14 protein-coding genes and 1 pseudogene are annotated in these 16,529 nt (G+C 67.0%); 2 read left to right on the top strand and 13 right to left on the bottom strand.

Features of this window, described 5'->3' with window-relative positions; genetic code table 11:
• The first annotated feature begins 54 nt into the window (after positions 1–54).
• Positions 55–1,008, top strand: coding sequence for a DMT family transporter (locus AWB92_RS03340; RefSeq protein ID WP_085184034.1), 954 nt, complete (start codon positions 55–57; stop codon positions 1,006–1,008).
• Between the two features lie 64 nt (positions 1,009–1,072).
• The gene (locus AWB92_RS03335) at positions 1,073–2,719 is read left to right on the top strand and encodes an NAD-dependent malic enzyme (protein ID WP_085184033.1); all 1,647 of its coding nucleotides are present in this window, start codon (positions 1,073–1,075) and stop codon (positions 2,717–2,719) included.
• A 3-nt stretch (positions 2,720–2,722) separates the two neighbouring features.
• On the opposite strand, the gene AWB92_RS03330 is transcribed toward AWB92_RS03335, so the two are convergent.
• The 13 genes and pseudogenes from AWB92_RS03330 to AWB92_RS03270 form a co-directional block, all read right to left on the bottom strand.
• Positions 2,723–3,214, bottom strand: coding sequence for a CAP domain-containing protein (locus tag AWB92_RS03330; protein WP_085184032.1), 492 nt, complete (start codon positions 3,212–3,214; stop codon positions 2,723–2,725).
• Complete coding sequence (locus tag AWB92_RS03325) at positions 3,214–3,804, bottom strand: hypothetical protein (RefSeq protein WP_085184031.1); 591 nt, start codon at positions 3,802–3,804, stop codon at positions 3,214–3,216. Before AWB92_RS03325 ends, AWB92_RS03330 begins: the two co-directional genes overlap by 1 nt.
• Positions 3,801–4,346 carry an Mce protein gene (locus tag AWB92_RS03320; RefSeq protein WP_241523343.1) on the bottom strand — a complete coding sequence of 182 codons (546 nt, stop codon included), beginning with the start codon at positions 4,344–4,346 and terminating at the stop codon, positions 3,801–3,803. Before AWB92_RS03320 ends, AWB92_RS03325 begins: the two co-directional genes overlap by 4 nt.
• A gap of 17 nt (positions 4,347–4,363) precedes the next feature.
• Complete coding sequence (locus AWB92_RS03315; RefSeq protein ID WP_085184029.1) at positions 4,364–5,842, bottom strand: MlaD family protein; 1,479 nt, start codon at positions 5,840–5,842, stop codon at positions 4,364–4,366.
• Positions 5,842–6,960: an MCE family protein gene (locus AWB92_RS03310; RefSeq protein ID WP_085184028.1), complete on the bottom strand. Its 1,119-nt coding sequence runs from the start codon at positions 6,958–6,960 to the stop codon at positions 5,842–5,844. The genes AWB92_RS03315 and AWB92_RS03310 overlap by 1 nt, the downstream gene beginning before the upstream one ends.
• Positions 6,957–8,297, bottom strand: a complete 1,341-nt coding sequence (locus tag AWB92_RS03305; protein WP_085184027.1) for an MCE family protein — start codon at positions 8,295–8,297, stop codon at positions 6,957–6,959. Before AWB92_RS03305 ends, AWB92_RS03310 begins: the two co-directional genes overlap by 4 nt.
• A complete protein-coding gene (locus AWB92_RS03300) occupies positions 8,294–9,466 on the bottom strand; it encodes an MCE family protein (protein WP_085184026.1) in 1,173 nt (390 codons plus the stop codon). Before AWB92_RS03300 ends, AWB92_RS03305 begins: the two co-directional genes overlap by 4 nt.
• On the bottom strand, positions 9,463–10,494 hold the full coding sequence (locus AWB92_RS03295; protein WP_085184025.1) for an MCE family protein: 1,032 nt from the start codon (positions 10,492–10,494) through the stop codon (positions 9,463–9,465). Before AWB92_RS03295 ends, AWB92_RS03300 begins: the two co-directional genes overlap by 4 nt.
• Positions 10,491–11,759, bottom strand: a complete 1,269-nt coding sequence (locus AWB92_RS03290; RefSeq protein WP_085184024.1) for an MCE family protein — start codon at positions 11,757–11,759, stop codon at positions 10,491–10,493. Before AWB92_RS03290 ends, AWB92_RS03295 begins: the two co-directional genes overlap by 4 nt.
• Before the next feature lie 4 nt (positions 11,760–11,763).
• Entirely contained in the window at positions 11,764–12,612 is an 849-nt protein-coding gene (locus tag AWB92_RS03285; protein ID WP_068188374.1) for an ABC transporter permease, read from the bottom strand.
• Positions 12,609–13,376: an ABC transporter permease gene (locus tag AWB92_RS03280; protein WP_068134388.1), complete on the bottom strand. Its 768-nt coding sequence runs from the start codon at positions 13,374–13,376 to the stop codon at positions 12,609–12,611. The genes AWB92_RS03285 and AWB92_RS03280 overlap by 4 nt, the downstream gene beginning before the upstream one ends.
• A gap of 232 nt (positions 13,377–13,608) precedes the next feature.
• On the bottom strand, positions 13,609–15,498 hold the full coding sequence (locus tag AWB92_RS03275) for a family 2A encapsulin nanocompartment cargo protein cysteine desulfurase (RefSeq protein WP_085184023.1): 1,890 nt from the start codon (positions 15,496–15,498) through the stop codon (positions 13,609–13,611).
• Positions 15,485–16,417, bottom strand: a pseudogene (locus AWB92_RS03270) (family 2A encapsulin nanocompartment shell protein). The gene AWB92_RS03275 and the pseudogene AWB92_RS03270 overlap by 14 nt, the downstream one beginning before the upstream one ends.
• Positions 16,418–16,529 lie beyond the last annotated feature (112 nt).

Below are 16,529 nucleotides of genomic sequence, written 5' to 3'. Positions count from 1 at the left end.
GCGGATTTAACTGTACTTCACAGTACAGTATCTGTACTGTGAAGTACAGTCTGTGTGTTGGGAGGAATCGCGTTGACTAGCCCGCACCGAGGTGAGGTTGGCGTGGCGGCGGCCGCGGTTGCCTTTGGAGTCGGCAGCGCGCTGACCGTACTGGCGCTGCGTGGCCTGACCCCCGCGGACATGCTGGTTGTCGAATTGGGCGGAGCAACGGTGGTGTTTATGCTCGCCGCGGTCGTTGCCGGGCAACTGCACACCCATGGCGCCGTGCGTGCGATGGCCCAAGGCGTCATGTTGCCGGGCCTGACTTGGCTGTTGGAGAACCTCGGTTTGGCCCGGACCACCGCGACGAGCGGATCGCTGCTGCTGGGGACGGAGACTCTGATGACCGTTGCGCTGGCGGTGTTCGTGCTGCGTGAGCGTGTCGGCGTGCCCGGCGCCATCGCGCTGATTCTCGGCTTGGCCGGAACCAGCCTGGTTTCGCTGACCGCCGGCGAGCCGAATGAGATAGCCGGCGATCAAACCGTCGGCAACCTCCTCGTGATCGCGGCCGTGGCATGCGGCGCGGTCTACGTCATCTGGTCACGGCACACGGCCCATTCCGCACCGACGGCACTGGGTCTTACCGCCTGGCAATTCGCCGGGTCCACCCTCGCCGTCATTCCCTTCGTGGCGGTTTCGTGGGCCACCCAGGGAAGCCACTTCAGCTCCGCGAGACCTGCGGTTCTGCTCGCCGCCGCGGCGGTGCTCGCCTCGACCATCGCGGCGATGATCGCATTCAACCGAAGCATCCCATCAGTCAGCGCCTCACGAGCCGGGCTGATGCTGAGCCTGCAACCCGTCGCCGGAGCGATCACCGGCGTGACGGTGCTCGGCGAAACCCCGCAGGCGCGCACCGCGATCGGGGGGACGCTGATCGTGCTTGGCCTAATGGTCCTTGCCAATAGACGGACCCGGCTCCGCGACCCAATCACCCCGATGAGCACGGGCGTATCCGGACAGACTTCCTAGCGAGAGCCGGATCGACAAGAGCTCTTCCGGATGCGTTCACCGCGATCGGCGCTACGGTGTTGTGATGAGCGATCCCCACACGCCGCGGATTCCGCCGGCCCTGGCCGCCCCCAGCCTGAATCGCGGCGTGGGATTCACCCACGAGCAGCGCCGGCGCCTGGGGCTGACCGGCCGGTTGCCGTCGGCGGTGCTCACGCTTGACGAGCAAGCCGACCGCGTGTGGCACCAACTGCAAAGCCTCGGTACGGATCTGGGCCGCAACCTGCTCCTCGAGCAACTGCACTACCGGCACGAACTGCTGTACTTCAAGGTGCTGGAAGACCACCTGCCCGAGCTGATGCCCGTGGTGTACACGCCCACCGTGGGTGAGGCCATTCAACGCTTCTCGGATGAATACCGCGGGCAGCGCGGCCTGTTTCTGAGCATCGACGAGCCGGACGAGATCGCGGAGGCCTTCGAGACTTTCGGCCTGGGCCCCGATGACGTCGACCTGATCGTCTGCACCGACGCCGAGGCGATCCTGGGTATCGGTGACTGGGGCGTCGGCGGCATCCAGATCGCCGTCGGCAAGCTGGCGCTCTACACCGCGGGCGGCGGGATCGACCCGCGCCGTTGCATCGCGGTGTCGCTCGACGTGGGAACGGACAACGAACAGTTGCTGCAGGATCCGTTCTATCTGGGCAACCGCCACGCCCGGCGCCGCGGCGCGGAGTACGACGCCTTCATCAAGCGCTATATCGAGACCGCCCACCGGCTGTTTCCACACGCGATCCTGCATTTCGAAGACTTCGGGCCGCTCAACGCGCGGCACATTCTGCAGACCTACGGCGACGACTACTGCATCTTCAACGACGACATCCAGGGCACCGGCGCGGTGGTAGTCGCCGCCGTCTACGGCGGATGCCATGTCACCGGCATCCCGATGCGCGACCAGAAAACGATCGTCTTCGGCGCCGGCACCGCCGGGATCGGCGTGGCCGATCAGATCCGCGACGCGATGGTCGCCGACGGCGCGACGGTCGAGCAGGCCAGGTCACAGATCTGGCCGATCGACAAACAGGGCCTGCTCTTCGATGACATGGACGACCTGCGCGATTTCCAGGTGCCGTACGCCAAGAACCGGCAGCAACTCGGGGTCGGTGCCGGGGATCGGGTGGGCCTGGTGGATGCGATCAAGCTCGCGTCGCCGACCATTCTGCTCGGCTCCTCAACGGTATTCGGGGCGTTCACCGAGAAGGTCGTGGACGCGATGACGGCTTCCTGCGAACGCCCGATGATCTTTCCGCTGTCGAACCCGACCTCACGGATGGAGGCCATGCCGGCCGACTTGCTCGAGTGGTCCAACGGTAAGGCGTTGATCACCACCGGCACCCCGGTCGGCCCGGTCGAATTCCACGGCGTCACCTACACCATCGGCCAAGCCAACAACGTGCTGGTGTTCCCGGGCATCGGGTTGGGCATCATCGTCTCCCGGGCCAGGACCGTCACCCCGGGCATGCTGCAGGCGGCAGCGAAAGCCGTTGTGCACCAGGCTAATCCGACGAACGCTGGCGACTCCCTCTTGCCGGATGTGCAGAACCTGCGCGAGATCTCGACGGCGGTCGCCGAGGCCGTCTATCACGCCGCCGTCGAAGACGGGGTCGCCACCAAGACCCACGAGGACGTCGCGCAAGCCGTCGCCGACACGATGTGGACGCCGGTCTACGACTAGCCGCTATCGCCTGGGTGCGTCGGGTTGCCCATACACGGCGACGACGACGGTGCGGTCCAGGCTGTTGTCCGACCACACCCCGATGTTGGTGTTGGCGCAGTCCCGGATGATCGCCATGTCGTCGGGGTTGTAGTACCACTGGTTGACGAGTTCCAGGCTGCTGATCGCTATCGCGGGGTTGATCGCCACCGTTTCGGCCGCCCGGCCGTGGAAGCCGGCGGCGTTGGCGCGGTCCTGCGGCGTCGATCCGTCGGATCCGGTGTCGTCGTTGATGTTCCGGTTGCCGATCATGTCGTCCGCGTGCCATTGGGCGGCCAGCGTCAGCGCGTTGTTCCGGATGACGTCGTTCGTGCAGCCCGCCTGGTGCTGAAGGGTGTAGACGGCGGAGACGACGGCGCTGTTGAGCCGCTTGTTGTCGGCGTGCGCGGCGGGCGTCGGCAACGCCGCTGCCGCCGCCGCGATCACCGCGGCGGACAACACCGTGACGGTTCGCATCACACCGGGTCGAACCGCGAGACCAGCCATCGGCCGTCGACCTTGTCCAGCGTCACCCGCACGACGGGTTGGGTATCCGTGGGGGCGCCGCTGCCGATGGTGACGGTTTGGTCGACGAACGCCAGCACCACGGCGTGGTTGGCCGACGCCGAAACCGATGCCGCCGCATTGACTTTCGCCACCGAGGAGATGTGCTTCTCCTTCGCGCCCGGAATGACGACCTGACGGGTCAGCTCGGTGTAGGCGTCCTTGAACTCGCCGGTCAGCCGTTCGCGCGCCGCGGCGAGATCCTTCTCCACCGAATCCGCCTTGTAGGACAACAGGGCGACCGCGTCTTCGCCGGCAACCCGCACCGATTCGGCACGTGCCCGCGCCAGGTCGTCGGCCGACCCGGCCACCCACTTGAAATAGCCCGTCCCCAGCGCCAGCAGAAGCGCGACCGCGGGCAACACGCCCCGGGCGAAGACGCGCGACCAGTTGATGCGCCGCCTGTCGGGCGCTTCCGAATCTTCCTCTACGGTCTCGTCTTCCGCCGCAGGTTCCACGTCCTCGTCGGCGGCGGCCTCGATGTCCTCGCGCAGTGTCGTCATGGCACGAACACCACGTTCGACACCTTTGCGTCGTCACCGACGGACCGGACCTCGATTCGCATCCGCCATTCGCGCGGCGCCTCCTCGCCGCCGGCGGTGCGGGACTTGACCGCGACCGCGACCAGGACCTGCGCGGAGTCGCCCCGCTGGGATTCCAGGCCGGCATCGGTAACGGTGCCTTCCGATTTGGACTGTGCCGCCTTGACGACCTCGACGAAGGGCTTGGACCGCTGCTCAAAGTCGTCGCGGAACGCCCCGGTGGACAGGTCGAGGATGCGTTGCACGTCGGCGTCGACCTGGGCGTAGTTGATGGTGGTCAGGTTCACCGCGCCCTGGCGGGCGACCTGAACGAACAAGTCGCGCTTGGTGTCGGCCTCGTGCTTCTCGTAGGCCCGGTAGCCCAGCCAGCCGGCCAATCCGGCCAGCGCCGCCACCACCGCGGCGGCGGCCACCACTGCCGTTGCGGCGCGCGAGAGCCGCGGGGTGGCCCGGCGCCGCCAGCGCGCGAGGCGCTTCTCGGGTTCTTGGGTGTCTTCGGCCATGTTGCTCCTTCGATTGCTTACGGCGTCGGGACTAACAGCGATTGCCAGTTCTTGGCGCGTGGGTGCGCCAAATCGGCTTCGGTGTAACGGTGTCCGTCGGGCCCCACGTAGTCGCCGGTGGCGGGGTCGTAGGTCGCGACGGCGAGGGGCGGAGGCGCCGGTGCCGGGGGCGCGGTGCCCCGCGGCGGAGGCAGACGCGGGTCTTGTCCCGGCGGATACATCGGGACACCCTGCCCGCTGTAGGTGGCGTTGGGGTCTCCCTTCCAGTTGTAGCCGTCGTTGAGCGGCACATACTCCTCGTCGCTTTCACACAGCTCGACGGTGGGCGCCCGCTTCCATGGCTTGGCCTCGCACGGAATGTTGCGCACGCCACGGACATTGAACTCGGAGTCTTGCGGCACCCGGCAGAACAGGTCCGCGGCGGGACGGTCCGGCGCGTCGACGCTGGCCGGTGAGCGGCGCTGGGTCGGCGGGAGATAGCCCGTCGTGCACGGCGGCGGCAGGTTGATGTTCAGGTTGAAGTCCAACTGGGCGCCCCGATACTCCTGCTTGGTATTGGAGCTGGGCACGACGATGGCCGCCATGGCCGCGATGCCTTGGGGGAACAGGACGAGCAGTTGTTCGATGTCGTGGCGGTACACGACGGCGATGTCGCCGAGGCTGACCAGGTTGGCGAATAATACCGGCACCGCCGGCGCGACCCGGTCGAACAAGGCGCGGCCTTCCTCCAGCCCGGAAGTGCCCTGCGTCAACAGGTCTCGCAGCGCCGCGTCTTGCGCCTTGAACTGCGCCGTGATGGCCGCCGTGCGATTGGCCCACGTGGCAATGTCGTCCGCCGTCTGCACCTGGGAGTTCAGCACCGCCGGAGACTGGTCGATCAGGGCGGCCAGCGGGTCGGCCGTCCTGCCCCCGGCGATGGCCAGCGCGGTGGACCCGTCGACGATCCGCGACAACTCCGGCCCCAGGCCGCTCACCGCGCGGTTGGTCTCGTCGATCACCGTGTGCAGGTTGTCCCGCGGAATCGCCTGCAGCGCACGGTTGGTCAGGTCGAGCAGGTGCCCGATGTCGACGGGTACGTCGACGCGGCCGGCGGGGATGACGTCGCCCGAGGTCAGCGACCGGGAGTGTTCTCCTTCCTTGCCCGGCCGCGGGGTCAGCTCGATGTATTGCTCGCCGATCGCCGAGCGGCTGTGCACCGACGCCTCGACGTCGGAGGGCACCTTGACCCCGGATCTCAGGGCGAGCACCGCACGCACCCCGGTGGCGGTGACCTCGACCGACTTGACCTGGCCCACGTCGGTGCCGCGGTAGGTGACAACGGAGGTCTGGTAGAGCCCACCCGACTGCGGCAGGTCGACCGAGACGTTGTATTCGCCGATCCCGAACAGCGTGGCAGGCAACTTCATGAAGTTGAAAGCCATTGCACCACAAGAAAGCACGGTCACCAGCGTCAGCATCGACAGCTGGATCCACGTGCGGCGGTTCAGGCGCAGCATCAGTATCCCCCGAAGTGATACGGATAGGTCAGCGGGTTGCCGCCGGTGACCGGGCTGGGCTGCATGCCGATCGTGCGTCCCCACTGCAGTTCGAGCTGGGTGAGATTGCCCTCCCACCGGGAGCCGGTGAAGAGCCCTTGGTCGATGCGGCTCAAGGTCAGGTCGACCACCAGGGTGAGGTTGGCGTAGTCACCGCGGAACCAGTTCCGCACGGTGGACGCCGGCCACGGGTAGGCCACCAGGCCGTCCAGGCCCCTGGTGAGCGACGGCCCGGCATCGGCCAACGACCGCAGCACCGGCGCGATGTTGCGCAGGTTGTTCACCAGGGATTCCCTGCTCTGGTGGATCGTGTCCGCCGCGAGCGCGCTGAACTTGCCGAGTTGGTCGATGGCATCGGCGATCTTGGTGCGCTCCTCGGCAAGTACCGCAAGCGCTTTCGGAACGGTGGTCAACGCCTTGTCGACGACGGGGTCTTTGTCGGCGACCTGGCCCGCCAGCGAGTTGAGGTTCTCCGAGGCGGCGATGATGTCGTCGGTCTGGGCGTTGGTGCCGGCGATGAACTGGTCGAGCTGGCCGAGCAGGCTGCGCATGTCGTTCTCGCGGCCTGCAAAGGCCTTGGCGAGTGCCTGGGTGATTTCCTGCAGCTGGCCCAGCCCGCCGCCGTTGAGCAGAATCGACACCGAGGCCAGGGTCTGCTCGGTGGTCGGATACGTGCTCGCGCGCGGCAGCGGGATTACCGAACCGTTTTTCAGTTCACCCACTGGCGGCTCGTCTTTGGGCGGTGCGAGTTCGATGTGCATCGAGCCCAGCAGGCTGGTTTGGCCCAGCTTCGCGGTCGAATTGGCCGGCAGCCGAACGTCGCCGTTGATCCGCATGGTGACCAGCGCGTGCCAATCCTGGAGCTCGATCTTGGTCACGTTGCCGATGTTGACGTCGTCGACGCGAACCCGGGTGTTCTCCTGAATGGTTGCGACGTCGGGCATTTGCGCCTGGATGGTGTAGGAGCCGGGTCCCCCACCCGCGGTGCCGGGCAGGGTAAACGAGTTCAGGCCCTTCCATCCGCAGCCCGACACCGCGGTGAGGCAGGCGAGGCACAGCGCCGCCATCGCGCGTCTCACGATGCCCCCGTCGGAAGCATCAGGTCACGTAGCACTTGCGTCGAGTCGACCGTGCCGTTCGGCGGCGGTGGCGCCTCGCCGGGCGGTGGCGCCTCGGTGGGCGCCGGCTGCTCGGCGGGTGCGGGCGGCTGGGGCGGCGCCGCATCCGGCGGCGCTTCGGGGGGCGTGTAGCCCGGCCGCAACCGGTCCTCGCTGTAGGTGATTTCGCTCGGCCGGGCCTGCGTCCCGACGAACGGGTTCAGACCGAACGGAAGGTAGTTGTAGATGCGGTTTTTGATGATCGGGTTGATGTATTGCAGGCACAGCTTCGACACCCGGTCCAGGCGCAGCCGGGAGGCCGCCTCGATTGAGCTGCAGATCCATTGCGGGATGTCGGCGAAGTTGTTCAGCGCCATGATGCCGGTCATGGCGCTCTGCGCCGGCTGGTAGATATTCAGGAAATTCTGGAACACCGTCGGGGCGATATGCAGAATCTGTTTGACATCGGCGCGGCTGTCGTTCAGCGCCGTGGTGATGGACGCCAGCCGGTCGGACGTGACGCCAATGGCTTCCCGATTCTCAGAAAGGAAGTCGCGCAGATCCGTCAGCGCCCCATCGAGGCCCTTCACCGCGTTCGCCACCTCGTTGGGGGTGTTCGACAGCACCGTCGTCACACTGGCTAGGTTCTGGTTGAACGAGGCCAGCAGGTCGCTGCTGGAGTGCAGCGCCGACACCAGCAGCTGCAGGTTGCGCACGGTGCTGAAGATGTCGTCGGCGTGATCGCCGAGCGCCGAAATCGCCTCGGACAGCTTCAATACGGTGTCGCGGGCCGTGTCGCCCTCGCCGCGAACGTTGTCGGCTCCGGAGTTGATGAACTCGCCGAGCGAGTTCACGCCGCCCGGAGCGGTGGGCTGCAACGCCTCGGTCAGCTTCTCCAGCTGCCTGCGGAAGTCGTCCCATTCGACTGGAACAGCGGTGCGGCTCAGGGGAATCGACGCGCCGGGGCTCAGCTTGGGGCCGCCGGAGTACGCCGGAACGAGCTGGATCGCCCGCGAGGTCACCAGCGACGGCGACAGGATCGCGGCGCGGGCATCGGCCGGGACCGCGTACTGCTTGTCCACCGAGAAGGTCACCTTGGAGCTGGCGGGCTGTGGCTCGATCCTGTCCACCACGCCCACCGCGACGCCCAGGATGCGGATCTCGTCGCCGACGAACAGGCCGTTCGCCTCCGCGAAATAGGCTGTGTACGTATTCCTTTCGACCTGCCTCAGCAACTTGGCGCCGACAAGGAACGACGCCACGACGAGGGTGGCGACCAGGCTGATGCCGGTCACCGTCTGCAGCGTACGGCGACTCACCGCTGTCCCCCCGCATCCGCGGGGGCGAGCTCGGGCGGTGGGCCCGGCGCGGGGCCCGGGGAGGGCGGTTGCGACCAGATGGGATGCGGCGCGTTCTCTGGCGGCACGGGCGGGCTGCCGGTCGGCGGATCCACCGACTCCGACGGCAGCCCCTGGTTGGGATCCAGGAACCGGTCATACATCCGCGCGTCGATCGTCGGGCCGCTTATCTGCCCGGGGATCAGGTTGGCCACGTACGCCTTGAAAAACGGCCCCGAGCCGAGGCATTCACCGAACGACATCGCGTAGCGCTTGAACTTCGGCAGGGTCTTCTGCAGGTCTTCCTTGCGGTTGTCCAGCACCTCGAGCACCCCGTTGAGCTTGTCGAGGGCGGGCTTGAGCTGGGTCCGGTTGTCGTCGACCAGCCCCGAAATCTGGTGCGACGCCGCCGTGATGTTGTTCATCAGCGCGTCGAGAGAATCCCGTTCGTCCAGCAGCGCGGCGAGCAGCGCGTTGGAATCGGCCACCAGCGTGGCGATCTGCTGGCTGCGCTTGCCGAGCACGCCGGAGACCTTGTTGGCGTTGCCCAATAGACTGCGCAGCTGCGCGTCGCGATGGTTGAGGGTCTCGGAGAACCGGGCGACGCCCTGTAGCGCGGGTTTGAGGTCGGCCGGGGTTTCCTTGAACGTGTTGGCCAACGTCGTTAGCGCCGAGGACAATTGGGTAGTGTCGAGCCCGCTGATCGTCGTCGTCAGGTCACCCAGCGCGTCGGGAAGGTCGTAGGGCGAGTGGGTGCGTTCCAGCGGGATGGGGCCGTTCAGCCGTCCGTCGCCGCGCGAGGTGAGCTCGAGCATCTTGCTGCCCAACACCGTCTCGGTCTTGATCGCGGCTTCGGTTCGGTCGCCCAGCTCGATGGCTTTGCGGACGGTGAAGCCCACCCGGACCTTGGTGCCCTCCAGGCGGATGTCGGAGACCCTGCCGACGCCCATCCCCGAAACCCGGACCGTGCTACCGGTTTTGATGCCGCCGGCCTCGGAAAAGTAGGCCGCATAGTCGTTGGTGTTCTTGACGAACGGCAACTTGTCGTACTGGAAGGCCGCGACGGTCACGCACACCAGCACCGCGGTGCCGATCACACCGATCGTGACGGGGCTCCGTCCCGCGAGCGCCTTTATCTTGGGTAGCTTCATTGCGGCGTGCACCGCCCGGTGGGCTGGCCGAACAGCTTGACGAAGATGGGGTTGCCGCCCTTGCCGTTGAGCTTGAGCAACACTTCGCAGAAGTAGAAGCCGAAGTAGTCGCCGTTCAGGCCCTGCCGGGACAGCACCTGGTAGATGTCGGGAAGCTGCTTGAGCAGGTTGTCGACATAGTCGCGGTCGGACATCACCTGCCCCGACATCCGGTCGGTCTCGTGCACCACGTCCTTGATCGGCTGGCGGGCCTGCACGAGCAGGTCGGCGACCGACCCGGCCGCCGCGTTGATGTAGGCCAGCCCGGTGGAGATGTCGTCCCTGCGCTGCGCCAGGCCGTTGACGAACTGCGAGAGCTTGTCCAGGCCGTCGGAGAACTCGCGGTCGCGGGTGCCGAAGGTGTGCAAAACGGTGTTCAGGTTGGTGATCAGCTCGCCGATCAGTTCGCTGCGCCCGGCCAGGGTCGACGTCAGCATCGAGGTCTGCGCCAGCACCGAGGCGAGGGTGCCGCCCTGCCCCTGGAAGATGCGCAGCAACTCGCCGGACAGGGCGTTGACCTGATCGGGATCCAGCGCCCGGAACAACGGCCGGAAGCCCCCGATCAGCGCGTCGATGTCGAGGGCGGGCGACGTCCGCGCCAGCGGAATCGTCGCGCCCGCCGGCAGGCGCCGGGGGGACCCGGGCCCGTCTTCGAGCGCGAGATAGCGGTCCCCGATCAGGTTTTCGTAGCGCACGACGGCCTTGGTGCCGTCGGTGAGCCGCACGCCCTTGTCCACGGCGAAGCCGACGGTGACGGTGCCGTCGCGGTGCAGGGTGAGGTCACCGACCTTGCCGACCTCGACCCCGGCGATGCGCACGAAGTTACCGGACTTCAGGCCGGATATGTTCGTGAAGACCGCCTGGTAGCCGGTGCGGTCCTCGAAGCGCAGCTGGCCGAACACGGCGATCAAGGTAAACGTGAACACCAGGCAGACCGCCGTGAACAGCGCGACGCGCGCGAGGATGGCGGACATCTTCCGTCGTCTCATGGCGGTGGCCGCCCCCCGCGATACCAATAGTGGGGCGCTTCGGGCGGGTTCTTGGTGGTCGGGAACCAGTTGGCCCACCACGGATTTCCGGCGGCCACATTGGTGCGGATCTCGTCGGGCGCGGCGCCCCAACCGGTGTCGGTGACCAGCGCGCGCACCGGGAAGTTCGCACTCGGATCGGGCAGCGACCCACAACTGGGCTTACCACCGGGACCGCCCGTGGCGTTGACCTTGGGAAGGTGCCTTGGGTAGCGGTACGGGTCGTCACCGAACAGCAGCGCGGAGTCGAGGATCACCGAATAGCCGTTGCCGCCCAACGCGTCCCGGCCGCCGTGGTCGACATACCATTGCGCACCCTGGAACAGGCACGTGAAGGTCGGTGAGTACTTGTTCAGCAGCGCCGTGGTCGGATCGACCAGGTTGAAAGACCGGACGATGTTGGCCTCGCTTCTGCCGATGACGTTGATGCCGGTCTGGCTGAAACCCGCCGCCGACAACAGCAGCGAATCGAGCGACCGCTGGTTGTCGGTCAGGGTGGCGCTGCTGGTTGTCGCCGAGTCGAGGATCGACAAAATGTCCTGCGCCGCAGTGGAATAGGCGGCCATCGTCTTGCCGAACAGCCGCCAGTCGGTGTGGATGGTGTCCATCCGCGGGTTGACGGTCAGTAACAGGTCGTTCGCGTCGGTGATGGCCTCGCCGATTCGTTCACCCTTGCCGCGCACCGACTCCGCGAACGCCGACAGGATCGAGTTCAGCTTGGCGGGATCCAGGGCCTTGACCACGGCCTGCAGGTTCTCGAACACCGTGTTGACTTCCACGGTGACGTTCCGGGAGCGCAGCACCGCGCCGGGCTTGAGCGGTGTGGCGCTGGCGTGGTCGGGCACGATCAGGTCGACGTACTTGGACCCGAACGCGGTGGTCGATTTGATCTCCGCCTCGAGGTTGCTCGGCAGGTATTTGAACGGACCCGGTTGCATCTTCAATTGCAGCTGGGCGGCTTTCACGTCGGTGCCGATCGAGGCGACCTGGCCGACCTGCACCCCGCGCAGCTTGATCTTCGCGCCCGGTTCCATCACCAGGCCCGCGCGGTCGGACACCAGCGTCAGCGGGATGAACTCCTGGAACTTGCCGGAGAAGGACGCCGCGGTCAGCGCAACCAATATCCCGACGACGATGAACAGCGTCGGCGCCCACCAGATCGGGTCGATCCTGCTGCTGCGGACCCTGTTTCGCGCGCGCGATCCGTCGTCACGATGATTGCTCATGCCGTCATCCCGACAGGTTGAAGTTGCCGGATTGCCCGTAGACGGACAACGAAATCATCAGGCAGACAAAGGCGGTGACGATCATCGACGACCGCACCGAACGACCGACCGCCTCCCCCACGCCGGCGGGACCGCCCGTCGCGGTGAAACCGTAGTAGGTGTGCACGACCATCACACCCGTGGCCATCGTCAGCGCGGCCAGGAAGGACCAGAACAGGTCGGTGGGCCGCAGGAACGTGGAGAAGTAGTGCTCGTACACGCCGCGCGACTGCCCGTAGATGTAGATGGTGCCGAACTTGGCGGCGATGAACGACATCAGCACGGCGACCGCGTACAGCGGAATGACCACGAGGACACCGGCGATGATCCGTGTCGACGACAGATAGGTGATCGCGCGGATGCCCATCACTTCCAGCGCGTCGATCTCCTCGTTGATGCGCATCGCGCCGAGCTGGGCGGTCGTGCCCGCGCCGATGGTGGCCGCCAGGGCCACACCGGCCGTGCACGGCGCGATCATGCGCACGTTGAAGAACGCCGAGAGAAATCCGGTCAGCGCCTCGACACCGATGTTGGACAACGTGTCGTAGCCCTGCACCGCAACGAGGGCGCCGGTGGTCAGCGTGAGGAAGCCGATGATGCCCACGGTCCCGCCGATCACCGCCAGCGCGCCCGTGCCCATGCCCATCTCCGCGATCAGCCGCAGCACTTCGCCCGGGTAGCGCCGCACCGCCTCGGCCGTGGCGGCCAACGACCTGCCGTAGAACTCGGTCTGTTCGCCCAGCCTGCGGGTGCTGGCGACCAGCCTGGGCCCGAGGGCGGCCAGCCATCCGGGCTCGCGTGCGGCGTCGGTCACTTGGCGGTCACCTTCACACCGAGGGCGGTGATCACGATGTTGATGAAGAACAACGCCATGAACGAGAACACGACGGTCTCGTTGACCGCGTTGCCGACGCCGGTCGGGCCGCCGCCCACCGAAAGACCCTTGTAGCAGGCGATCAGGCCCGCCGACAGCCCGAACAGGGTCGCCTTGATGAGCGAGATCACGACCTGCGGCAGGCCGGTGACGAGCGTCATCCCGGCGATGAACGCACCCGGGGTGACGTGCTGGACGAAGACCACGAAGATGTAGCTGCCCGTCAACCCGGTGACCGCGACCACCGAGTAGAGCAGCAACGCGACGAAGGTGGCGGCGATGATGCGCGGAACCACAAGCGCCTGAACCGGATTGACGCCGATCACCTTCATCGCGTCGATCTCCTCGCGGATGGTGCGCGCGCCTAGGTCGGCGCACATCGCGGTCGATCCGGCGCCGGCGACGGCCATCGCGGTGACGACGGGCCCGACCTGGGTCACCGACGCCAGCGCGGCACCCGCGCCCGAAAGGTCCCCCGCGCCGATCTCGACGAGCAGGATGTTGAGGACGAACACGATGAGGACCGTGTACGGAATCGACAGCATGATCGTCGGGAAAATCGAAACCCGCGCCACGAACCAGATCTGCTCGAAAAGTTCACGCCACGCCCACGGCCCCCGTACCGCGGCAACCAGTGCCTCGAGGCTGAGCAGAAAGAACTGACCCAGCGCGTTCATGGGCCGTGCGATGGCGGTGCCGTTCATGGGGTTCGTTCATGCCCCCCGCGTCGTCCAGATATCCATACGGCTCATGCAGCCCCCGTTTTAGTGAAAGAAGCGAAAAACTTCGTGATTACCGTCACCGCAAAGGATTAGCGGTGTGCAGCGCGCAATCCGGCCACTTCGCCTGGCTGCGCACACAAAACACTTCGGAAGCCTAAAACCGACCCGGAAGATGTCGCAGGGTTGAAATCAACAAGAAGAAATATGGCGAACCTCAGCCGGCACCCGCGCCGCCCTCGGCAATGCGGCGCACCGCGCTGAGGAAGACGTCTATTTCCTCGAAGGTGTTGTAGAACGCGAACGACGGGCGGACGGTGGCCTCCAAGCCGAGGCGGCGCAGGATCGGCTGCGCGCAGTGATGGCCGGCGCGCACCGCGATGCCCTCGGCGTTGAGCGCCTTGCCCACCTCGAGCGGGTCGTGTCCGGCCAGCACGAACGACAGCACGCTGGCCTTTTCAGTCGCGGTGCCGACCAGGCGGACGCCCGGGATGTCGGCCAGCCGCGGGGTCGCGTAGTCCAGCAGGGCCCGCTCGTGGGCGGCGATGCGCTCGACGCCCAACCGCTGCACGTAGCGCACCGCCTCGCCGAGGCCGACGGCGTCGGCGATGTTGCCCGTTCCGGCCTCGAACTTGCTGGGCGGTCCCTGATACAGCGAGCGTTCCAGCGTCACGTCGGCGATCATGTTGCCGCCGCCCTGCCACGGCGGTGTTTCGGCCAATGCCTCCTCGGTCCCGTAGAGCACGCCGATTCCGGTGGGGCCGTAGATCTTATGGCCGGAGAAGACGAAGAAATCGACGCCCAGCTCGGCGACGTTGACCGGCAGGTGCTGGATGGACTGGGCCCCGTCGATCAGCACCCGCGCGCCGTAGCGGTGGCCCAGCTCGACGATCTGCTCGACCGGTGTCACCGTGCCCAACGCGTTGGACACCTGGGTCGCGGCCACCAGTTTGGTCTTCGGCCCAAGCAGATCCTCGAATTCCGACATCAGCAAATTGCCGGCGTCATCGACCGGCGCCACTTTCAGAATCGCACCGGTCTGTTGCGAAAGCAGTTGCCAAGGGACGATATTGGCGTGATGCTCTAAATGAGTAATGACGATCTCGTCGCCGGGCAGCAAATGCTTGCCGCCCCAGGCGTAGGCCACCAGATTGATGGCTTCGGTGGTGCCTCGCACGAAGATGATCTCTTCGTCGTTCGCGGCGCCGATGAATCGCCGGACGGTGTTGCGCGCTTCCTCGTAGGCGTCGGTCGCGCGGGCCGCCAACTCGTGCGCCGCGCGGTGAATGTTGGAGTTCTCGTGGGCGTAGAAGTGCGACAGGCGATCGATCACCGCCTGCGGCTTCTGGGTGGTTGCCGCGTTGTCGAACCAGATCAGCGGCTTGCCGTTGACGGTCTCGGTCAGGATGGGAAAGTCCGCGCGCACCGCGTTGACGTCGAACACCTCGTGCTCGTCGGGCAAGCGGGGCACGGGATCCGTCTTGGTCAGGAAGTGATAGAGGTGCTCGTCGCCGACGGGCGCCACCGGTGGCGCGTCGGACCAGCCGAGATCGAGCACCGGCGGCGCGTCGGGCAGCCACGAGGGCGTCGCGGGCGCTGAACCGCGGGGGGCCGCCGGAGCGGACGGCACCGTCCCGGCGAGCACCCCGGGCACCGTGGGAACGATGCCCTCGCTGGGCACCGCGAAGGCGGCGAGGTCGGCGACGCCGGGTGGCAGGTAGGGATCGGCGACGCTCGCGGCCGTCTCCCCGGCCGACGGCGCGGCCGTCGCATCGGGCACGTTGCCGCGCGGGGCGACGGGCACCGTCTGTGGCGGGCTTTCGGGCTCGGGCGATGTCGGCGCGGGGACGTATATGTCGGTGAAGCCGACGACGGGGACTGCCGGCAGGTAGGAGTCGGACGTGCCGGCGGCGGCCTGTCCGGCCGAGGTGGCGGCGGTGGCGTCCGGCACCGTTCCGCGCGGGGCGACGGGTGCCGTCTGCGGCGGGCTGTCCGGCCCGGGCCGGATGCTGGCCGCGTACAACTGGGTGGCCAGCGCCGCGAGTTCGGCGGCTCCGATCGGCAACTCGCTTTCGGCGTCTACCGCTCGGTACTCACTTGTACTCATGGAACTGGTCCACGGCCACGTCGTCGAGGACGGCGAGCGCGTCGTCGGTGAGGACGGCCAGCGAGTTGTACAGCGTGACCAGGTACGTCGCGATTGCTGACTGGTTGATCCCGGTGAACCGCACCGACAGGCCCGGCGCCTGCTCGCCGACCAGGCCGGGCTGGAACAGGCCGACCACGCCTTGGCGCTCCTCCCCGGTGCGCACCAGGATGAACTTGGTCTTGCCGTCTTCCACCGGCACCTTGTCCGACGGGATCAGCGGAATGCCGCGCCAGGTGATGAACTGCGCCCCGAACAGGCTCACCACTGGCGGCGGCACGCCGCGGTAGGTGGCCTCGCGGCCGAACGCCGCGACACCGAGCGGGTGGGTGAGGAAGAAGCTGGGCGTCTTCCACACCTTCGTGATGAGCGCGTCGAGGTCGTCGGGCGTCGGCGCCCCGCCGAGCGTCTGGATCGTCTGCTCCGGCGTCGCCTGGGCCAGCAGCCCCTACTCCGGGCTGTTGACCAGCTCGAACTCCTGGCGCTCCTTGATCGTTTCGATGGTCAGCCGCAGTTGCTGGGCGATCTGGTCGTGCGGGCTGGAGTACAGGTCGGAGACCCGGGTGTGGATGTCGACCAGGGTCGAGATCGAGCGCAGCGTGTATTCGCGCGGGCTGGTCTCGTAGTCGACGTAGGTCTCGGGCAGCGGTTCCTCGGTGCCGGCGCCCTCTTCGGCCTTGATCGCCACGCTCTCCGGGTTGACGACCCGGTTCACCCGGTAGAGGCCGGCTTCCACGGGCACCCAGCTGAGCAGGTGCAGCAACCAACGCGGCGTGATGGTCGAGAGCTGCGGGACGGTCTTCGTCGCGTTGGCAAGCTGCCGGGCGGCGAGATCGCCCAGTGCCTGGGATTCGTTTTGAGCCCCCTGAGCCGTCGTCATCGCGCTCCTTCCGCTCGGTCGAACGCTGCTGCGAGTGCGGCAGCTTCATGATCGCCCACCGTCAGCGGTGGCGCGCGCCGAGCGTAGGCGGGCACGGAGGTGATACAGAAGG

The sequence above is a fragment of the Mycobacterium sp. IEC1808 genome (assembly GCF_002101935.1).
Lineage (GTDB): Bacteria > Actinomycetota > Actinomycetes > Mycobacteriales > Mycobacteriaceae > Mycobacterium.
Note: the sequence above shows the minus strand (reverse complement) of the source record. Positions and strands in the feature narration are given on the sequence as shown.